The 23,089-nt window shown below is 73.4% G+C and carries 1 protein-coding gene; it reads right to left on the reverse strand.

Features of this window, described 5'->3' with window-relative positions; all coding sequences use genetic code 11:
• Positions 1 to 85: 85 nt before the first annotated feature.
• Positions 86 to 23,086 carry a type I polyketide synthase gene (locus ACTG9Q_RS12350; protein ID WP_455572855.1) on the reverse strand — a complete coding sequence of 7,667 codons (23,001 nt, stop codon included), beginning with the start codon at positions 23,084 to 23,086 and terminating at the stop codon, positions 86 to 88.
• Between the last annotated feature and the right edge of the window lie 3 nt (positions 23,087 to 23,089).

Consider the following 23,089-nt stretch of genomic DNA (forward strand, 5'->3'; position numbering starts at 1 on the left):
GGTCCGCGCACCCGCCGGAACGCCACATCGGACACCCGGCGGGTCCCGATGTGGCGTTCAGGCGAGTGGCGTCCAGGCGAACGGGTCAGATGCCGAGCTCCTGCTCGATCATCCTGATCATGTCGTCGTCGGAGTCCGCGGCGAACTCCTCCAGCGGTTCCGGCGCGCTCGGGCGGCCGTCCGCCCAGCGGTCGAGGAAGGCCCGCAGCCGCACGGCGACCCTGGCCCTGGTGAGGCCGTCCGGCGCCTGCCTGCCGAACACCTCGTCCATCGCGTCGAGGCCGGCGAGCAGGGCGCCCACCCCCGAGACCCCGCCGCCCAGCGCGGCGCCCAGGTGCCGGGCGAGCTCCAGCGCGGTCGGGTAGTCGAAGGCCAGGGTGACCGGCAGGGCCAGCCCGGTGACCGCGGCGAGCCGGTTGGCCAGCTCGACGGCGGTCAGCGAGTCGAACCCCAGCTCGCCGAACGCCTGGCCGGGTTCGACGGCGCCCGCCTCGGCGTGGCCGAGCACCACGGCGACCGCGCCGGAGACCAGCTCCAGCAGCGCCGCCTCCTGCCCGGCCCGGTCCAGCCCGGCGAGCCGCTCGCGCAGCTGCCTGCCCTGGTCGGGTTCCGGCTCGGCGACCCGGGCCGCCTCGGCCAGCGCCCGCACCTCCGGCAGGTCCTCGATCAGCGGGCTGCGCCGCACGAGGGTGAAGGCGGCGGCGAACTGCTCCCACCGCACGTCGGCGACCGTCACGCAGGTCTCGTCGCCGTCGACGGCCTGGCCGAGCGCGACGAGCGCGGTCGGGCCGGGCAGGGCCCGCAGGCCCCGGCGGCGCAGGTACTCGCGGGCGGTGTCGTCGGCGGCCATGCCGGTCTCGGCCCACGGCCCCCAGGCGATGGCGGTCGCCACCCGTCCCCGGGCGCGGCGCTGCTCGGCGAGCGCGTCGAGGAAGGCGTTGCCCGCGGCGTAGGCGGACTGGCCGCCGCTGCCCCAGGTCGCGGCGATGGAGGAGAACAGCACGAACGCCGTCACGTCGGGCAGCAGCTCGTCCAGGTTCCGGGCGCCGTCGACCTTGGCCCGCAGCACCTCGGCGAACGCGGCGGGGTCGGTCTCGGCGACCGTCGCCGTCGCGGTGACGCCCGCGGCGTGGACGACCGCGGTGACGGGGGTGTCGGCCAGTAGTGCCGCGAGGGCGGCACGGTCGGCGACGTCGCAGGCCGCCACGGTCGCGGTGGTGCCGAGTTCGGCGAGTTCCGCGACGAGGTCCGCGGCGCCGGGGGCGGCCATGCCGCCGCGGGCGGTGAGGAGCAGCCTCGGCGCGCCCCGCTCGGCCAGCCACCGCGCGACCCGCGCGCCCAGCGCCCCGGTCCCACCCGTGACCAGCACGGTGCCGGTGGGGGTCCAGCGGTCGGCGGGCGGGTGCCCGAGCGGTGCGCGGGCGAGCCTGCGGGCCAGCACCCCGCGGTGCCGCACCGCCACCTGGTCCTCCCCCGTGGTCCCGGCGAGGACGGCGGCCAGCCGCTTGCCGGTCAGGGCGTCGAGCCGCTCGGGCAGGTCGACCAGCCCGCCCCAGGTCGCGGCGTGTTCGAGGGCGAGCACCCTGCCCAGGCCCCAGACCTGCGCCTGCAGGGGGCCAGTGAGCGGGTCGGACGGGCCGGTGCCGACCGCGCCCCGGGTGAGCAGCCACAGCGGCGCGGTGACGTCGGCGTCGAGCAGGGCCTGCGCCAGGGTCAGCGTCCCGGCGACACCCTGGGTGAGGCCGGGGCCGTCGGATTCGTCGAGCGCGAGCAGCGACACGACGCCGTCGACGGGCCCCACCGCCGCCAGCCGCTCGGCCAGCGCCGCCCGGCCGGTCTGCTCCATGGCCAGCGCCACGACCTCGGCGCCGTGCGTGCGCAGCGCGTCGGCGACCTCGTGATCGGACCCTGCCGCGGAGGTGACCACGAGCCAGGTGCCCGCCGCCGTCTCGGCGGGGTCGGGCACCGGCTTCCAGCCGACCCGGTAGCGCCACTGGTCGGTCAGGGTTTGGTCGTGGAACTGCCTGCGCCACGCGGACAGCGCGGGCAGCACGCTCGCGAGCCCGTTGCCGGGGTCGAGGCGCAGGGTCTCGGCGACGGACTGGACGTCCTCCTGCTCGACCGCCGCCCAGAACCGGCTTTCGACCCGGTTGGCGACCAGGCCCGTCTGCCCGCCTGCGGGGGCGGGCTCGGGCCAGAACCGTTCGTGGTCGAACGGGTAGGTCGGCAGCGGCACCGCTCGGCCGCCCCAGTCCCGCGTCATCGCGGCCCAGTCGACCGGGACGCCGCTCACGTGCAGTTCGGCGACCGCCCTCAGCAGCGACTCGGCCTCGTCGCGGCCCCGGCGCAGCGCGGCGGACGCGCCGTCGACGTGGGCGGCGAGCACGGCGTCCGGCCCCAGTTCCAGGCACGCGGTGACGCCCGCGTCCCGCAGCCGCGTGACGCCGTCGGCGAACCGGACGGTCTCGCGCACCTGCCGCACCCAGTAGCCCGGATCGGTCACCGCACCGAACATCGGGATACGCGGCTCACGGTAGGTCAACGACTCGGCGACGGCGCTGAACTCGGCCAACATCGGCTCCATCAGGTGCGAGTGAAACGCGTGCGACACCACCAGCCGCTTCACCCGCCGACCCTCAGCCCGCCAGCGCTCCTCCAGCGCCTCAATCTCGTCCTCGGTACCCGACACCACCAGCGAGGTGGCGCTGTTGACCGCCGCAATGTCAATACCCTCCGGCACATCCGCCTCGGCGCCTTCGACCGCCAGCATCGCCCCACCGGCGGGCAACGCCTGCATCAGGCGACCACGCGCGGCGACGAGCGCGCAAGCGTCCTCAAGGGATAGAACACCGGCGACATGCGCGGCCGCGATCTCACCAATCGAATGCCCCAGCAGGAAGTCCGCAATGACACCCCACGACTCCAGCAGCCGGAATTGGGCGACCTCCAGCGCGAAGATCGCCGCCTGAGCGCCTTCCGTTTGGTTCAGCAACTCCTCGTCATCGAAGGGAACCCGCTCGAACCTCGCCGTGATCTCGTCCAGAGCGGCGGCGAACACCGGGAACGACTCGGCGAGCCCACGGCCCATCCCGACCCGCTGCGAACCCTGGCCGGTGAACAGGAACGCCAGGCCGCCGCGGGACTGCCGCCCGGTCACCACGCCCGGCGCGGCGGTGCCGGAGGCGACCGCGGCCAGCCCGGCGGCCAACTCGGCCGCGTCCCGCGCCAGCACGACGGCGCGCCGGTTCAGCCCGGCCCTGGTCGTGGCCAGCGACACCGCGATGTCGACGGCGCGCTCGTCGCCGACCGTGCCCAACAGCCGTTCCGCTTGGTTGCGCAGTGCCTGCTCGGAGTTGGCCGACAGCGGGTGCGGCAGAACCGCGGGCGGCGCGGCCGGCGCGGCCGGGTGTTCCGCAGCGGGAAGGGGTTCGGGGGCCTCCTCGATGATCGTGTGCGCGTTCGTGCCGCTGATGCCGAAGGAGGACACCGCGGCCCGCCGGGGACGCTCGTCCCGCTCCCACGGCCGGGCCTCGGCGAGCACCGAGACCGCGCCCGACGCCCAGTCCACGTGCGGGGTCGGCGCGTCGACGTGCAGCGACTTCGGCATGGTCGCGTGTCGCAGCGCCATCACCATCTTGATCACCCCGGCGACGCCCGCGGCGGCCTGGGTGTGGCCGAGGTTGGACTTCACCGACCCCAGCCACAGGGGCCGGTCCCGGTCGCGGCCGTACGCGGCGAGCAGCGCGTCCGCCTCGATCGGGTCGCCGAGCGCGGTGCCCGTGCCGTGCGCCTCCACGACGTCCACATCGGACGGAACCAGCCGGGCGTCCGCCAGGGCGTCGCGGATCACCCGCTGCTGGGCGGGGCCGTTCGGGGCGGTGAGCCCGTTGGACGCGCCATCGGAGTTGACCGCCGAACCCCGCACCACCGCCAGCACCGGATGCCCGTTGCGACGCGCGTCGGACAACCTCTCCACCAACAACACACCAACGCCCTCACCCCAGCCGGTGCCGTCGGCCGCCGCGGCGAACGGCTTGCACCGCCCGTCCGGCGCGAGGCCGCGCTGCCTGCTGAACTCGATGAACGCGCTCGGCGTGGACATCACGGTCACGCCGCCCGCCAGCGCCAGCGAGCACTCGCCCCGCCGCAGCGCCTGCACGGCCAGGTGCAGGGCCACCAGCGACGACGAGCACGCGGTGTCGACGGTCATGGCCGGGCCCGCGAGCCCGAAGGCGTAGGCGAGCCTGCCGGACAGCACGCTCGCCGCGTTGCCGGTGCCGAGGTGGCCCTCCAGGTCGGCGTCCGAGCGCAGCAGCAAGCCGAGGTAGTCCTGCCCGTTGGTGCCCGCGAACACGCCGGTCCGGCTGCCGCGCACCGAGTGCGGGTCGATCCCGGCCCGCTCGAACGCCTCCCAGGCCGCCTCCAGCAGCAGGCGCTGCTGCGGGTCCATGGCCAGCGCCTCGCGGGGGGAGATCCCGAACAGGCGGGCGTCGAACCCGCCCGCGTCGTGCAGGAAGCCGCCTTCCCGCGCGTAGGTCGTGCCCGGCCGGTCGGGGTCGGGGTCGTGGAGGGAGTCGAGCGGCCAGCCGCGGTCGGTGGGGAACGGGGACATGGCGTCGGCGCCGACCCGCACCAGCTCCCACAGCTCCTCCGGCGAGGACACGCCGCCGGGGAAGCGGCAGCTCATGGCGACAATGGCGATCGGTTCGTCGTCAACGGGGCCAAGAGCGGCCGTGACGACGGCGGGTGGGCGCGCGGTGTCGGCGAGCAGGCCGGTGAGGAACGCCGCCAGCGCGGCGGGGGTGGGGTGGTCGAACACCAGGCCCGCGGGCAGGGGCAGCCCGGTGGCCGCGCCGAGCAGGTTGCGCAGCTCGACCGCGGTCAGCGAGTCGAACCCGAGGTCGCGGAAGGCCCGGCCGTCCTCGACGGCGCTCGGCGAGCCGTGCCCGAGCACTGCGGCGACCTGGCCGCGCACGAGGTCGCGGACCGCCCGGTCGCGTTCGGCGGGCGTGAGGCGGGCCAGCCGCTCGCGCCTGCCCTCAGTCGGGGTGTCCTCGCGTGGGCCCGCGAGGTCGGTGAGCAGCGGGCTCGGGCGGGCGCTGGTGAACCCGGCGGCGAAGCGCGCCCAGTCGATGTCGGCCACCAGGGTGGGCGCACCGCCGTCACCGTCGCCGTCGAGCGCCGAGGCGAGCGCGGCCAGCGCCCGCTCGGGCGCCATCGGCCGCACCCCGCCGCGGCGCAGCCGCTCAGTGAGCTGGTCGCCCGCGGCCATGCCGCCGTTCGCCCAGGGGCCCCAGGCGATCGCGGTCCCCGCCAGGCCCGCGGCCCTGCGCCGTTCGACCAGCGCGTCCAGCCAGGCGTTCGCGGCGGCGTAGTTGGCCTGGCCGGGGCTGCCGAGGGTGCCCGCGAGCGAGGAGAACACCACGAACAGGTCGAGGCCGCCGGCCAGCTCGTCCAGTGTGGACGCCGCGATCGCCTTGGCGCGCAGCACTTCGTCCAGTTGTCCGGGGGTCAGCGATTCGAGCACCCCGTCGGCGACGACCCCGGCGGCGTGGACGACGCCGGTCACCGGGTGCTCGGCCAGCAGCGCCGCGAGCGCGGCCCGGTCGGCGACGTCGCAGGAGACGACGACGGCCTCGGCGCCCGCCTCGGCGAGCCGCGCGACCAGGTCGGCCGCGCCCGGCGCGTCCATCCCGGACCGGCTGGCCAGCACCAGTTTCGGCGCGCCGCGGCGGGCGAGCCAGACGGCGACCTCGGCGCCCAGCGCCCCGGTGCCGCCGGTGACCAGGACCGGGCCGGTCGGCGCCCATGCCCGCCCGGTCGGGGCGGGCCGGGCCCGCTCCAGCCGCCTGCCGAACGCCCCCGCGCCCCGCAGGGCGACCTGGTCCTCGGCGAACGCCCCGGACAGGACCGCGACGAGCCTGCGGGCCGACGCCGGGTCGAGGTCGGCGGGCAGGTCGACCAGGCCGCCCCAGCGGTGGGGCAGTTCGAGAGCGGCCACCCGCCCGAGGCCCCACACGGCGGCCTGCGCGGGATCTGGTGCTGAATCGGCCGCGCCGGTCGACACCGCGCCCCGGGTGGCGCACCACAGCGGCGCGTCGATCCCGGTGTCGCCCAGCGCCTGGATCAGGGGCACGGTGTCGGCGAGCGAGGCGGTCGACAGGACGCCGCTGACCGGTCCCGTCGGGAGCCGCTGGGCCAGGGCGGCGCGGTCGGAACCGTCGACCGCGCACTCGACCACCTCGGCGCCGCCTGCCCGCAGCGCGGCGCGCAGCGGTTCGTCCGCGGGCCCGGCGACGAGCCAGGTCCCGCTCAGCGTGCCGGAGGTGTCCGGCGCGGGCCGCCACTGGACCCGGTACCGCCACGAGTCCTCCGCGGACGGGCCGGGCCGGGCGGCGATGGTGGGCCAGTAGCGCTCGCGCTGGAAGGCGTAGGTCGGCAGGTCGACGGCCCGCCCGCCGGGGAACAGCCGCGCCCAGTCGACCTCGGCGCCGCGCACCCAGGCGGCGCCGACGGCGGCCAGCGCGGTCTCGACCTCGCCGCGCCCGCCGCGCAGCAGCGGTGTCGCGGTGTCGACCAGGGCGGACAGCACGGCGTCGGGGCCGAGTTCGATGGCGGTGGTCACGTGCTCGGCGGCGAGCCGCCGCACGCCGTCGGCGAACCGGACGGTGTCGCGGACCTGGCGCACCCAGTGGTCCGGGTCGGTGAGGTCGCCCGCGGCGATCACCCGGACGCGCGGCTGGTGGTAGGTGAGGGTCGCGGCGACGGCGGCGAAGTCGGCCAGCATCGGTTCCATGCGGTGGGAGTGGAAGGCGTGCGAGACGGTGAGCCGCTTGACCCGGCGGCCCTGCCACAGCGCCGCCACCCGGGTGATGGCGTCCTCGTCGCCGGAGACGACGACCGACCGCGGCCCGTTGACCGCGGCGATGTCCGCCCCCACGGGCAGGGTCTCGACGACCTCGGCTTCCGTGCCCTCGACCGCGAGCATCGCCCCGCCCTCGGGCAACGCCTGCATCAGCCTGCCCCGCGCGGCGACCAATGTGCACGCGTCGTCCAGCGACAACACCCCGGCCACGTGCGCGGCCGCGATCTCGCCAACCGAGTGGCCCAGCAACACATCGGGGACGACGCCCCAGGACTCCAGCAGCCGGAACAGCGCCACTTCCAGCGCGAACAGCGCCGCCTGCGCGTGCGCGGTCTGGTTCAGCTTCTCCTGGTCGTCCCAGGGGATCTCACCCAGCCGAGCGCACACCTCGTCCAGCGCGTTGGCGAAGACGGGGAACGCCGCCGACAGCTCCCGACCCATCCCGGCCCGCTGCGAACCCTGGCCCGTGAACAGGAACGCCAGCCTGCCCTCGGCGGCCGTGCCCCGGAGCAGGCCGGGGGCCGCGCTGTCGGTGGCCAGGGCGGTGAGCCCGCGGGCCAGGTCGTCGCCATCGCGGCCGAGGAGCACGGCCCGGTGCTCCAGCCGGGCGCGGGTCGCGGCCAGCGACCAGCCGACGTGCCCGAGGGCGTCGGTGCCCGCCGCGCGCAGCCGCGCCGCTTGGCCCCGCAGGGCCGCGGCGCTGCGGGCGGAGAGGACCCACGGCAGGACCGGTGGGGTGACCACCGGGTTCGGTGCGGTTGGTCGCGTGGGGGGTTCCTCGATGATGGCGTGCGCGTTGGTGCCGCTGATGCCGAACGAGGAGACGCCCACCCGGCGCGGGCGCCCGTCGCGCCGCCACGGCCGCGCCTCGGTCAGCAGCTCCACCTTCCCCGATGACCAGTCCACGTGCCTGCTCGGCTCGTCGACGTGCAGGCTCGCGGGCAGCGCTTCGTGGTGCAGCGCCTGCACCATCTTGATCACGCCCGCCACGCCGGACGCGGCCTGGGTGTGCCCGATGTTCGATTTGAGCGAGCCCAGCAACAGCGGCCGGTCCCGGTCCTGGCCGTAGGTGGACAGGACCGCCGTGGCCTCGATCGGGTCGCCGAGGGCGGTGCCGGTGCCGTGCGCCTCCACGGCGTCCACATCGGACGGCACCAGTCCGCCGGCGGCGAGCGCGGCCCGGATCACCCGCTGCTGGGACGGCCCGTTCGGCGCGGTGAGCCCGTTGGACGCGCCGTCGGAGTTGACCGCCGACCCGCGCAGGACCGCGAGGACGCTGTGCCCGTTGCGCCGCGCGTCGGACAGCCGCTCCACCAACAGCATCCCGACGCCTTCGGCCCAGCCGGTGCCGTCGGCGGCGTCGGCGAAGGGCTTGCAGCGGCCGTCGGCGGCGAGGCCGCCCTGGCGGGCGAACTCGGCGAACCCGGCCTGGGTGGCGAGCACGGCGACGCCGCCCGCGATGGCGAGGTCGCACTCGCCGGACCGCAGCGCCTGGGCCGCCCAGTGCAGCGCCACCAGCGACGACGAGCACGCGGTGTCCACTGTGACCGCTGGTCCTTCCAGGCCCAGGGCGTAGGCGACCCGGCCGGACACGACGCTGTTCGCGGTGCCGGTGAGGAAGTGGCCCTCCAGCTCGCTGGAGAGCATCTCGCCCATGCCGTAGAAGGAGTGCGACGCGCCGACGAAGACGCCGGTGCGGCTGCCGCGCAGGGCGTGCGGGTCGATGCCCGCCCGCTCGACGACCTCCCACGACGCCTCCAGGACGAGCCGCTGCTGCGGGTCCATCGCCACGGCCTCCCTCGGGGAGATGCCGAACATGCCCGCGTCGAACGCCGTGGCGTCGTGGACGAACCCACCGACGGCCGCGTAGCCCTGGGGTGAGAGGTCCCAGCCCCGGTCGGTCGGGAACGTCGAGATGGCGTCGGTCCCGGACGCGACCAGGTTCCACAGGTCCTCCGGCGAGGACACCCCGCCCGGGTAGCGGCAGCTCATGCCCACGATGGCGATGGGCTCGTCCACGGCGACCGTGGTGACCGGCCGGTGACCGGCAAGCCCGGCAGGCTCTGCGGGTTCGCCGGTGAGTCGGGTCAGCAGGTGGGCGCTGAGCGCCGACGCGGACGGGTAGTCGAACACCAGGCTTCCCGGCAGGGTCAAGCCGGTGGCGGCGGCGAGCCGGTCGCGCAGGTCGAGCGCGGTGAGCGAGTCGAAGCCGAGGTCGGTGAACGCGCGGGCGCTGTCGACGGCCGTGCCGTCCGGGTGGCCGAGCACCGCAGCGGCCTGGGTGCGGACCAGGTCCAGCAGGGCGCCGGGCCGGGCGGCCTCCGGAAGGCCTGCGAACAGGCCGACGGGTGCCGCGGGTGTCGGAGCGGGCGCGACGAGGTCGCTGAGCAGCGGGCTCGGGCGCACGGCGGTGAACGCGGCGGCGAACCGCTCCCACCGCACGTCGGCGACCGCCACGCACGTCTCACCGGCGTCGACCGCGTCGTCCAGCGCGGCTAGGGCGAGGTCCGGGCGCATGCCCGCCAGGCCGCGGCGGCCGAGGTAGTCGGCGGCCCCGTCCTCGACGGCCATCCCGGCGTCCGCCCACGGCCCCCACGCGACCGCGGTGGCCGCGCGGCCCTGGGCGCGGCGCCACCGGGCGAAGGCGTCCAGGAACGCGTTGCCCGCGGCGTAGGCGGCCTGGCCGCCGCTGCCCCAGGTGCCCGCGACCGATGAGAACAGCACGAACAGCTCGGCCTCCGGCAGCAGCTCGTCCAGGTGAACGGCGCCGAGCACCTTCGCCTGGGTCGCCGCGGCCAGCTCCGCTCCCGACAGTGCCGCCAGCGCGGTCATCCCGCTCACGCCTGCGGCGTGCACCACGCCGGTGACGGGGTGCGCGGCCAGCAGCGCGGCCAGCGCGTCGCGGTCCCCCACGTCGCACGGCACCACGACCGCCTCCACGCCCGCCGCCACGAGTGCTTCCGGGACCTCCCCGCCCCGACGGCTCGCGAGCACCACCTTCCGCACGCCGCGCCCGACGAGCCACCGGGCGACCTCGGCGCCCAGCGCCCCGGTGCCGCCGGTAACCAGGACCGGGCCGGTCGGCACCCAGGTCTGGCCGGTCGGTTCCCGGGTCTGACCAGTCGGTTCCCCAGGCTGGCCGGTCGCCCTAGGCGCGCGCCGCAGCCTGCGGCCGAACGCGCCGCTCCCCCGCACCGCGACCTGGTCCTCGCCACGGCCCGCCAGCACGGACACCAGCCGGTCACCGCACAGCGCGTCGACCACCTCGGGGACGTCGACCAGCCCGCCCCAGCGGTCCGGCGCCTCCAGGGCCGCCACCCGGCCAACACCCCACACCTGCGCGGCCTCGGGCCGCGTCACGGCGTCGGAGCCGCCGACCGAGACCGCGCCCCGGGTCACCGCCCAGATCGGCCCGCCCACCTCCGACCGCAGCAGCTCGACGGTGGCGGGGGCGTCGGCCATCGACACCACGCCTGCCCACTCGCCCGGCACCGGGGTGTCGGCGTGGACGACTTCCGCGCCACCGGCCCGCAGGGCGGCGGCCACGTCGTCACCCCCGCCGACCACCAGCCAGGTGCCGCTGAGCGATCCGGTCGCCGGGGGCAACGGCTGCCACGCCTCGACGTAGCGCCACGCGTCCACAGTGGACTTCTCCCGCCGCCCGCGCCGCCAGGAGGTCAGGGCGGGCAGGACGGTGCCGAGCCCGTCGTCGGGGTCGAGCCGCAGCGTCGTGGCGAGCCGGTCGACGTCCTCGGCGTCGACGGCGGCCCAGAAATCAGCCTCGGACGGGTCACCGGTCGGCTGCGCGGGTGTCGGGGTCAGCCAGAACCGCTGCCGTTGGAAGGGATACGTCGGCAGGGGAACCCGCCTGCCTCCCCACGGCGCGAACACGGTGGGCCAGTCCACTGTGGCGCCGCGCACCCAGGAGGAGGCGACGGCGGTGAACAGCGTCTCGGTTTCGCCGCGCCCCCGGCGCAGCACGGGCACGGCCGTGTCGACGTGCGCGGACAGCGCGGCGTCGGGGCCGAGTTCGACGAAGCGGGTGGCCCCCTGGTCCCGCAGTCGCTGGACGCCGTCGACGAACCGGACGGTGTCGCGCACCTGCCGCACCCAGTGGGCCGGGTCGGCCACCTCGCCGAGCATCGGAATCGTCGGCTCGTGGTAGGTCAGCGATGCGGCGAACTCGGCGAACTCGGCGAGCATCGGTTCCATCAACCGCGAGTGGAAGGCGTGGGAGACCACGAGCCGCTTGACCCTGCGCCCTTCGGCCCGCCAGGCCGATTCCAGCGCCGCGACCTCGTCCTCGCCGCCCGACACCACCAGCGACGTGGCACTGTTGACCGCCGCGATGTCAATGCCCTCCGGCACCTCAGCCTCAGTGCCCTCAACAGCTAACATCGCCCCGCCAGCGGGCAACGCCTGCATCAACCGGCCACGCGCCGCCACCAAGCTGCACGCGTCCTCAAGCGACAACACACCGGCCACATGCGCGGCCGCGATCTCACCGATCGAGTGCCCCAACACGAAGTCCGGCGTCAACCCCCACGACTCCAGCAGCCGGAACAACGCCACTTCCAGCGCGAAGATCGCCGCCTGAGCACCCTCGGTCTGGTTCAGCAACTCCTCATCGTCAAACGGAACCCGCTCGAACCGCGCGGTGACCTCGTCCAGAGCGGCGGCGAACACCGGGAACGACTCGTACAGCTCCCGGCCCATCCCGACCCGCTGCGAGCCCTGACCGGTGAACAGGAACGCCGTGCGTCCGCTGATGGCCGAACCGGTGACACAGGTGTCGCCCAGGAGGACTGCCCGGTGGTCCAGCGTCGCCCTGGCAGTGGCCAGCGTGTGCCCGATGTCGACCGGGGAACCGGGCAGGCCGCTGACGCGGTCGAGCTGCGCGCGGAGCGCGGCCTCGGACTTGGCCGAGAAGACCAGCGGCACGACGGCGGGCGCGGTCTCCGTGACCGGGCCGGCCGGCTCGGCCTGCGCCTCCTCGATGATCACGTGCGCGTTGGTGCCGCTCACCCCGAAGGACGACACCCCGGCCCGGCGGGGCCGTCCCGGCGACTCCCAGGGCCGTGCCTCGGTCAGCACCTCCACCGCACCGCTCGACCAGTCCACATGGGACGAGCGCTCAGCCGCGTGCAGGGTCTTCGGCAGCACCCCGGCCCGCATGGCCATCACCATCTTGATGAGCCCCGCGACACCGGCGGCGGTCTGCGCGTGCCCGATGTTGGACTTGATCGACCCGAGCCACAACGGCCGCTCGCGGTCCTGACCGTAGGTGGCGAGAACAGCCTGCGCCTCGATCGGGTCGCCGAGCGTGGTGCCGGTGCCGTGCGCCTCGACCGCGTCGACATCGGCCGGACGCAGTCCAGCGGCGTCGAGGGCCGCCCGGATCACCCGCTGCTGGGAAGGGCCGTTCGGAGCGGTCAACCCATTCGACGCACCGTCCTGGTTGACGGCGGAAGCACGGACAACGGCCAGCACCTCATGGCCGTTGCGCCGGGCGTCGGACAGCCGCTCCACCAGCAGCACGCCGACGCCCTCGGACCAGCCAGTGCCGTCCGCATCCGCCGCGAAGGACTTGCAGCGGCCATCGGCGGCCACGCCGTTCTGCCGGGTGAACTCGGTGAAGATCCCGGGCGTCGCCATGACGTTGACCCCGCCCGCGACCGCCATGACGCAGTCACCGGAGCGCAGCGCCTGGATGGCCAGGTGCAGGGCGACCAGCGAGGACGAGCAGGCCGTGTCGACGGTGACCGCGGGCCCCTCGAGCCCGAAGGTGTAGGCGATCCGGCCGGACGCGACACTCGTGGACGTGCCGGTGAGGGACAGCCCGACGATCTCGTCGGGGATCTCCCCGCTCAGCCCGTAGAGCGAGTTGGCCGCGCCGACGAACACCCCGACCGGGGTGCCGCGCAGTGACATCGGCGCGATCCCGGCGCGCTCGAAGACCTCCCAGGTCGCCTCCAGCAGGAGGCGCTGCTGCGGGTCCATGGCCAGCGCCTCGCGAGGCGAGATGCCGAACAGGTCCGCGTCGAAGTCGCCCGCGTCGTGGACGAAGCCGCCTTCAGCCGTCCGGCTGCCCGCTTGGTCGCCGAGGAGCGCGCCGAGGTCCCAGCCCCGGTCGGTGGGGAACGCGCCGATGGCGTCCGCTCCGGAGGCCACGAGCCGCCACAGGTCCTCGGGCGAGGCGATCCCGCCGGGGTAGCGGCAGCTCATGCCGACGATGACGATGGGGTCGTCGTCGGTTGCCGTGGTGCGCGTGACCTGGGCGACGGCCGTCTCGCCGACCAGCTCCGTCCGCAGCCGCTCGGCGAGGGCGTCCGGGGTGGGGTGGTCGAACACCACGGTCGCGGGCAGCCGCAGCCCGGTGACGGCGCCGAGTCGGTTCCGCAGTTCCACCGAGGTGAGCGAGTCGAACCCGAGGTCCCGGAACGCCCGTCCCGGCTCGATCGCCTCGGCCGAGCCGTGCCCGAGCACGGCCGCGACCTCGACCCGGACCACGTCGACCAGCACGCGCCGCGCGTCCTCGGCCCGTATGCCCGCGAGCCGGTCGGCGAGGCTGTCGGCGCTCCCGGCCGCCGCCTGCGCCCGTCGCGGCCCGGACCGCACCAGGTTACGCAGCAGCGGCGGGACGGTGGCGTGCCTGCCCGCGCCAAGCCGGGTCGGCACGACATACGCCAACCCGCTGCGATGCGCCAGATCAAACAGCGCGAGCCCGTCCGCGCTGGACAACGGCGTCCCAAGCCGCGCACGGTCGACCGCACTCAGATCACCGCTGATGGCACTGGCTTCCTCCCACAACCCCCAACCCAACGCCACCGCCGACAACCCGACCGCCCGCCGCTGATGCGCAAGACCGTCGAGCACGGCGTTGGCAGCCGCGTAATTGGCCTGACCAGGCGTGCCGAACAACGCCGACGCCGACGAGTAGAGCGCGAACACCGCCAGATCAAGGTCTTTGGTGAGTTCGTGCAATGCGAGGGCCGCGCCCGCTTTCGGCGCGAACACGTGATCGATCCGCTCGGGCGTCATCGACTCGACCAGACCGTCATCGGCCACGCCCGCCGCGTGCACCACACCCGTCAACGGGTGCTCAGCCGGAATCCCCGCCAGCACCGCCGCCAGCGCATCCCGATCGGTCACATCACAAGCCACCACACGGACATCGGCATCCAGATCAGGAATCGGACCACCACTGCGGCTCACCAACACCAGATGCCGCACCCCGTGCGAATTCACCAAGTGCTCGGCCAGCAGTCCACCCAGGACACCGGTGCCGCCGGTGATGAGGACCGTGCCGTCCGGATCGAGCGCGCGCGGCATCGTGAGCACGTTCTTCCCCACGTGCTTGCCCTGGCCGAGGAACCGGAACGCCGACTTCGCATCCCGCACGTCCCACACCCGAACAGGCGGCAGACGCAGCACTCCACGCTCGAACAAGCCCAGCAACTCGACCAGCATCTCCTGAAGCCGGTCATGACCAGCCTCACTCAAATCGAACGCACGGTAAGCAACACCCTCCGGTGTCCGCAGGTCCGCCTTCCCCATCTCGATGAACCGACCACCAGGCCGCAACAAACCCAACGACGCGTCAATGAACTCACCCGTCAGCGAGTTCACCACCACATCCACCTGGTCGAACCGACCAGCAAACCCCGTGTCTCGAGACGACGCCAACCGCTCCTCAGGCAGTCCCGTCGCCGCCCACTTGCTAGGACTCGCCGTCCCCCACACCTCCGCGCCCAGATGACGGGCCACCTGCGTAGCCGCCATCCCCACACCACCAGCAGCGGCGTGCACCAACACCGACTCACCCAAACGCAGCCCAGCCAAATCCACCAGCGCGTAATACGCGGTCAGGAATGCCATCGGCACCGACGCCGCCTCAGCGAACGACCACCCCGACGGCATCAGCGCAACCAACCGCCGATCCGTCACCGCCTGCGGCCCGAACCCACCCGGCACCAAACCAAACACCCGGTCACCGGGAACCAGATCCGCTACACCCGACCCCACCTCAAGCACGTACCCAGATGCCTCCGAGCCCATCAGGGCGGCCTCCGGATACGTGCCCAAGGCGATCAGCACATCCCGGAAGTTCACCCCAGCGGCGCGAACCTCCAGACGGACATCCAGCGGCCCCAAGACCGCAGGCTCCGACTCCACCAGCGCCAAGTCGTCCAACGACCCGGGTTCGGTCGAGTCGAGCCGCCACTGCGGGCATCCCGGCAGCGGCAGCGCCCCCACCGACGCGGCCCGCACCAGCCTAGGTACCAGCACCTCTCCCCCGCGCACCGCCACCTGCGGCTCGCCCGACTCCACGACTCCCGACCACGTCTCAACCGGCGAGTCGTCCACGTCGACCAGGACGAACCGACCCGGGTGCTCCGACTGCGCCGACCGCACCAGGCCCCACGCCCCCGCAGCGGCCACGTCCACGGACTCGCCGGCCACAGCGACCGCACCGCGCGACACCAGCACCACCGGTTCGTCCCCACCCGAGGCCAGCCGTTGCCGCACGATCTCCAGCGTCCGGTGCGCGACCTCACGGGCCGGGCCGGTCGGCAGCCACACCAGCTCCGGCGCCCCGGCGGCGTGCGGCGGTGCCGTCGGGGTCCACTGCACGGTGAACAGGGCGTCGTCGACTCGGCGGGACGCCTCGGCGGACAGGGGCCGCAGGGCGAGCGAGTCCACGGTCAACACCGGTCCACCGGTGGCGTCGGTGGCGGAGACGGCGACGGCGTCCGCGCCGACCGAGGTCAGGCGCACCCGCAGGGCCGTCGCACCCGTGGCGTGGAGGGTGACCCCGGACCAGGCGAACGGCAGCCGAGCGGCGCCCTCGATCAGCCCGCTCGCGGCGATCGCGTGCAGGGCCGCGTCCAACAAGGCCGGGTGCACACCAAACCCTGACGCCAAACCGGGATCGGGCAGCACCACCTCAGCGAACACCTCACCACCCGCGCGCCACACCGACCGCAGCCCCCGGAACCCGGGCCCGTAACGGAGACCGGCCTCGGCCAGTCCCTCATACAGCCCGTCCAGCGGGACGGGCACGGCGTGAGCCGGGGGCCAGGTCTCGCCGTCCCTCGCCGGTGGCGGGCCGTCCGGGACCAGCACCCCGGCGGCGTGCCTGACCCAGTCCACGCCGCCGTCCGGGCGGGCGTAGACCTCGACCGCCCGCTCCCCGGTCACGACCACCTGCACCTCGACGGCACCGCGCTCGGGCAGCACCAGCGGCGCCTCCAGGGTCAGCTCCTCGACGGTCGAGCAGCCCACCTGGTCACCCGCGTGCCGGACCATCTCGACCAGCGCCGTCCCCGGCACCACCACCTGCCCCGCCACCACGTGGTCCCTGAGCCAGGGCTGCGCCGACACCGACAGCCGCCCGGTGAGCACCACGCCATCGCCGGTCGCGAGTGACACCGGAGCGCCGAGCAACGGCTCCTGGACCGCCGCCCAATACCGCTCACGCTGGAATGCGTAGGTCGGAACCTCCACAACCCGAGCGCCCCACGTACCAAAAACCGCAGCCCAGTCGACGTCAACGCCCCGCGTCCACAGTGCTCCCACAGCGGCGAACAGGGTTTCCGCCTCATCGCGTCCGCGACGCAGCACCGCCACCGCGTCCTCGACGTGCGCCGACAACACCGGGTCTGGCCCCAGCTCCAGGAACCTGGTGACCCCACGCTCCCGCAGACGCCCAACCCCCTCACCGAACCGCACCGTGTCGCGGACCTGCCGCACCCAGTACCCCGGATCGGTCACCGCACCGAACATCGGGATACGCGGCTCGTGATAGGTCAGCGATCCAGCGACGGCGGCGAACTCAGCCAGCATCGGCTCCATCAACCGCGAGTGGAACGCGTGCGACACCACCAAGCACTTCACCCGACGTCCCTCAGCCCGCCACGCAGCCTCCAGCGCCGCGATCTCGCCCTCAGCCCCCGACACCACCAGCGAATTCGGGCTGTTGACCGCAGCGATGTCGATGCCCTCCGGCACATCCTCCTCAGTGCCCTCAACCGCCAGCATCGCCCCACCAGCGGGCAACGCCTGCATCAACCGGCCACGCGCCGCCACCAAGGAGCACGCGTCCTCAACGGACAAAACACCCGCGACATGCGCGGCCGCGATCTCACCAATCGAATGCCCCAGCACGAAGTCCGGAGTCACACCCCACGACTCCAGCAACCGGAACAGTGCGACCTCCACCGCGAAGATCGCCGCCTGGGCACCCTCCGTCTGGTTCAGCAACTCCGCATCATCAAACGGAACTCGCTCAAAACGCGCGGTCACCTCATCCAGAGCAGCGGCGAACACCGGGAACGACTCGTAAAGCCCACGACCCATACCGACCCGCTGCGAACCCTGACCGGTGAACAGAAACGCCGTACGACCCTCAGTCATGGACCCCTGAAGCACCGACTCCCCGAGCAAAACAGCACGATGCTCCAACCCGGCCCGGGTCGTCGCCAACGACAAACCAACGTCGACCAATCGAACAGCCGCATTGTTGTCTAAAAAGTACTTTACGCGGTCGACCTGAGCGGAAACGCCAGTTGCGGACTGGGCGGACACCAACAGGGGAACAATCGGCGCGTCCGGTGTCTCCGAAACCACGGCATCGATCGCAGGCGCTTCCTCGATGATGACGTGGGCATTGGTGCCACTCATCCCGAACGACGACACCCCGGCACGGCGCGGCCTGTCCGACTCCGGCCATTCCCTGGCGTTGTTGAGCAGGTTCACCGCACCGGTCGACCAGTCGACGTGCGGGGACGGCTCATCGGCGCGCAATGACGCGGGCAGCGCCTGGTGCCGCATCGCCTGCACCATCTTGATCACGCCAGCCACACCCGCAGCCGCCTGCGTGTGCCCGAGGTTCGACTTCACCGACCCCAACCACAACGGCTCGTCCCGACCCTGACCGTAGGTGGCCAACAAAGCCTGCGCCTCAATCGGATCGCCCAACCGAGTGCCAGTCCCGTGCGCCTCCACGACATCCACATCGGCAGGCGTCAGCCCAGCACTGGCCAACGCGGCACGAATGACCCTCTGCTGAGATGGGCCATTCGGCGCGGTAAGCCCATTCGACGCCCCATCCTGGTTCACCGCCGACCCACGTACGACCGCCAACACGCTGTGCCCGTTGCGCCGCGCGTCAGACAGCCGCTCCACCAACAGCACACCGACACCTTCTGACCACGCCGTGCCGTCCGCGCCGGCCGAGAACGGCTTGCACCGCCCATCGACGGCCAGCCCGCGCTGCCTGCTGAACTCCACGAACGCCCCAGGAGTCGCCATCACCGTGACACCACCGGCCACAGCGAGCGAGCACTCCCCCGCCCGCAGCGCCTGCACCGCCAAGTGCAACGCCACCAACGACGACGAACACGCTGTGTCCACCGTCACCGCCGGACCTTCCAGCCCGAACGCGTACGCGACGCGGCCCGACATCACGCTCGCGGCCGTGCCGGTCCCGAGGTGCCCCTCAAGCGCGTCGGCGTTGAGCAGGGTCAGCCGCGTGTAGTCCTGCCCATTGGTGCCCGTGAACACCCCAGTCCGACTCCCCCGCAACGACCGAGGATCAATCCCCGCCCGCTCGAACACCTCCCACGTCGACTCCAACAACAACCGCTGCTGCGGGTCCATCGCAGTGGCCTCCCGAGGAGAGATCCCGAACAGACCCGCGTCGAACTCGGACACGGCATCCAGGAATCCACCCACACGCACATAGCACGTGCCATGCCGGTCCTGGTCCTCATCGAACAAGGCGTCAAGGTCCCAGCCACGGTCGGCCGGGAACGGCCCCATCACATCCCCACCCGAAGACACCAACTCCCACAACGCCTCCGGCGAATCCACCCCACCCGGAAAACGACAACTCATCCCCACAATCACGACCGGCTCATCGTCCACAACAGACGCGACCGAGACCGGCGCGGTCACGACTTCGCCACCGAACAGCCGCGACATGAGGTGGTCGACCAGCACGGCAGCGGTCGGGTAGTCGAACACGAGACTCGCAGGCAGGGCCAGCCCAGTCGCCACCACCAACCGATCCCGCAACTCCACCGCCGTCAACGAATCAAAACCCAGATCACGGAAAGGCCGGTCTACATCGAGCGCGACGGAGTCCGGGTACCCGAGCACCGTGGCCGCCTCGGCGCGCACGGTGTCGGTGACGGCCCGCCGCCGCTCGTCGGCGGACAGCTCCGCCCACTGCCCGACCAGCCCGGCGGTGGAGTCGGCCTGGTCGACCACGGCTTCCACCAGCCCGCTCAGCAGCGGGCTGGGCCTGCCCGAGGTGAACGCGGCGGCGAACCGCTCCCACTCGACATCGGCAACCGCCACACACGCCTCGCCACGGTCCACCGCACCACCCAAGGCGGCGACCGCCAACGCAGGGTCCATCGCGATCAGGCCGCGACGCCGAAAATACTCCTCAGCATCCTCCGAATCCCCCAACATCCCCGCCCCAGACCACGGACCCCACGCCACCGACGTCCCGGCCAGCCCCCGACCCCGCCGAGACTCCACAAGCGCGTCCAGATAAGCATTGGCCGCCGAATAAGCCGCCTGCCCACCACTACCCCACACCCCGGCAATCGAGGAGAACACCACAAACGCCTCAACACCAGGCAACAACTCATCAAGATGCCGAGCACCAACCACCTTCGCCGCCAACACCTCAACGAAATCCGCCTCAGTCAAATCAGCGAGACGAGCAGGCCGATCAACCCCCGCCGTGTGCACGACAGCGACAACCGGATGCTCCGAAAGCACCCCCGCCAACGACTCCCGATCAGCCACATCACAGGCCACCACCACCGCCTCAACACCCAACTCCCCAAGCTCCCCCACCAACTCCGCAACACCAAGCGCATCCGGACCACGCCGACTCACCAACACCAAACGCCGCGCACCCCGCCCAGCCAACCACCGAGCGACATGAGCACCCAACGCCCCGGTCCCCCCAGTCACCAACACCGGCCCCGACGGCACCCACTCCGGCACGACACCACTCGGCCGTGGAGCACGCACCAGCCGCCGAGCCCACACCCCCGACCCGCGCACCGCCACCTGGTCCTCGCGGCCACCCGCCAGCACCCCCACCAGACCGGCGGCGGCCCGCTCGTCCAACACCTCAGGAAGATCGATCAACCCACCCCACGCATTCGGGCACTCCAACGCCGCGACCCGGCCCAACCCCCACACCAACGCACCATCCGGCACCACGACATCCGAGCCGTCCACCGACACCGCACCCCGAGTCACGCACCACACCGGAGCCCCGGTGCCGGAGTTGACCAGATCGATCGCGCCCGAGGCGTCCAGCAGCGACACCACACCCGCCCAGTCGCCGGGCACCGGCCGCTCGGCCTGGACGACTTCGGCGCCGCCTGCCCGCAGGGCGTCCGCCACGGCGTCGTCATCGCCGATGACGAGCCAGGTGCCCGAGAGCGTCCCGGACACGCCGGTGAGCGGCTGCCAGGACACCCGGTAGCGCCATCCGTCCACAGTCGACTGCGCGCGCCTGCCCCGGCGCCACGCCGACAGGGCGGTCAGCACCGGGTCGAGACCGTCGGGCGCGGCGCCGATGGTATCGGCGACCGCGTCGGCGTCGCCGGACTCGACAGCGGCCCAGAACCGCTCCTCCCCCGGATCGGCGGACAGCGTGGTCCTCGGTGGGTCGATCCAGTAGCGCTGACGCTGGAACGGGTAGGTCGGCAGGTCAACCCGCCTGCCCCCAGGCGCCAGCTCCGCCCAGTCGACGTCGGCGCCCCGGACGTAAGCGTTGGCGAGCGCGGTCAGCAGGGTGTCCGGCTCGTCGCGGTCGCGCCGCAGCAGCGGGAACGCGTTGTCGGCGAGGGCGGACAGCACGCCGTCCGGCCCCAGCTCCAGGCACGTGGTGACGCCCTCGTCCCGCAGCGTCCGCACCCCGTCGGCGAACCGGACGGTCTGGCGGACCTGCCGCACCCAGTACGCCGGATCGGTCACGTCCGCCCCGACGACCGGGATCTCTGGCGACCGGTACGTCAGCGACTGGGCGACCTCGGCGAACTCGGCCAACATCGGCTCCATCAGCCGCGAGTGGAACGCGTGCGACACCGCCAGGCGCTTCACCCGCCGACCCTCGGCCCGCCACCGGTCCGCCAGCGCCTCGATCTCGTCCTCGGCACCCGAGACCACCAGCGACGTGGCGCTGTTGACCGCCGCGATGTCAATGCCCTCCGGCACATCGGCCTCGACGCCGTCGGCGGCCAGCATCGCCCCACCGGCGGGCAGCGCCTGCATCAGGCGACCGCGAGCCGCCACCAGGGCACAGGCGTCCTCAAGGGACAGCACACCCGCCACGTGTGCTGCCGCCAACTCGCCGATCGAGTGCCCCAGCAGGTAGTCCGGGGTCACGCCCCAGGACTCCAGCAGGCGGAACAGCGCCACCTCAAGGGCGAACAGCCCGGCCTGCGCGCCCTCGGTCTGGTTCAGCGACACCGCGTCATCGAACGGAACCCGCTCGAACCGCGCGCACACCTCGTCCAGAGCGGCGGCGAACACCGGGAACGAGCGGTAGAGCCCACGCCCCATGCCGACCCGCTGCGATCCCTGGCCGGTGAACAGGAACGCGGTCCGGCCGCCCTTGGCCACCCCGGTGACGGGCATCCGGTCGCCCAGGAGCACCGCGCGGTGCTCCAGCCGCGCCCGGGTGGTGGCAAGGGAAAACCCGATGTCCACGGCCGAGGAGGGCAGCGCGCGGACGGCGTCCACCTGGGCCCGCAGCGCGTCGGCAGAGCGAGCGGACACCACCCACGGGACGGTCCCCCACGGAACGGTATCCGGGGACGGCTCGACGGGCCGCTCTTCCGGCGCCTCCTCGACGATGACGTGGGCGTTGGTGCCGCTGATGCCGAACGACGACACCCCGGCCCGGCGCGGGCGGCCGTCCACGGCCCAGTCCCGCGCCTCGGTCAGCAGCGACACCGCGCCGCGCGACCAGGGCACGTGTGGTGTCGGCTCATCCACGTGCGCGGTCATCGGCAGCCTGCGGTGGCGCATGGCCTGCACCATCTTGATCACACCGGCCAGCCCCGACGCCGCCTGCGTGTGACCGATGTTCGACTTCAACGACCCCAACCACAACGGCCGATCCCGACCCTGCCCGTACACCGCCAGCAACGCCGACGCCTCGATCGGGTCGCCGAGCCGGGTGCCGGTGCCGTGGCCCTCCACGACGTCGACGTCGGCCGGGGCGAGCCGGGCGCTCGCCAGCGCGGACCTGATGACCCGCTGCTGCGACGGCCCGTTCGGCGCGGTGAGGCCGTTGGACGCGCCGTCGGAGTTGACCGCGGAGCCCCGGACCACGGCGAGGATCGTGTGCCCATGGCGCTGCGCGTCGGACAGCCGCTCCACCAGCAGCACGGCGACGCCCTCGGACCACCCGGTGCCGTCCGCGGCGGCCGCGAACGACTTGCACCGGCCGTCCGCGGCGATCCCGCCCTGCCGGGCGAACTCGGCGTAGGTGGCCGGGGACGGCATCACCGTCACCCCGCCCACGAGCGCGGTGTCGCACTCCCCGGCGCGCAGTGCCTGCGCGGCCATGTGCAGCGCGACGAGCGACGACGAGCACGCGGTGTCGACCGTCACCGCGGGCCCCTCGAAACCGAACACGTACGCCAGCCGACCGGAGATCACGCTGTTCGCGGTGCCGGTGAGCGCGTGCCCGGCCACCTCGTCCGGAACGTCGGCGCCCGCGCCGTACCCCGCGTTGGACGCCCCGATGAACACCCCGGTCCTGCTGCCGCGCAGCGACTCCGGGGCGATCCCGGCCCGCTCGAGGGCTTCCCAGCTCGCTTCCAGCAGCACGCGCTGCTGCGGGTCCATCGCGGTGGCTTCCCGGGGCGAGATCCCGAACAGGCCCGCGTCGAACCCGGTCGCGTGGTCGATGAAGCCGCCGACCCGCGCGTAGTCCGCGGGCGAGAGGTCCCAGCCCCGGTCGGTCGGGAAGCCGGTGATCGCGTCGCCGCCCGCCTCGACCAGGCGCCACAGGTCGTCGGGGGACGCGACGCCGCCAGGCAGCCCGCAGCTCATCCCGACGATCGCGATGGGCTCGCGGGCCGCGGCGACCAGCTGCCGGTTCTGCTCCCGCAGCCGCTCGGCCTCCTTCAAGGACGCGCGCAACGCCTCGACGGTCCGTTCCTCGCGTGTGGTCATGGT

It is taken from the genome of Actinokineospora lacus (genome assembly GCF_053813445.1).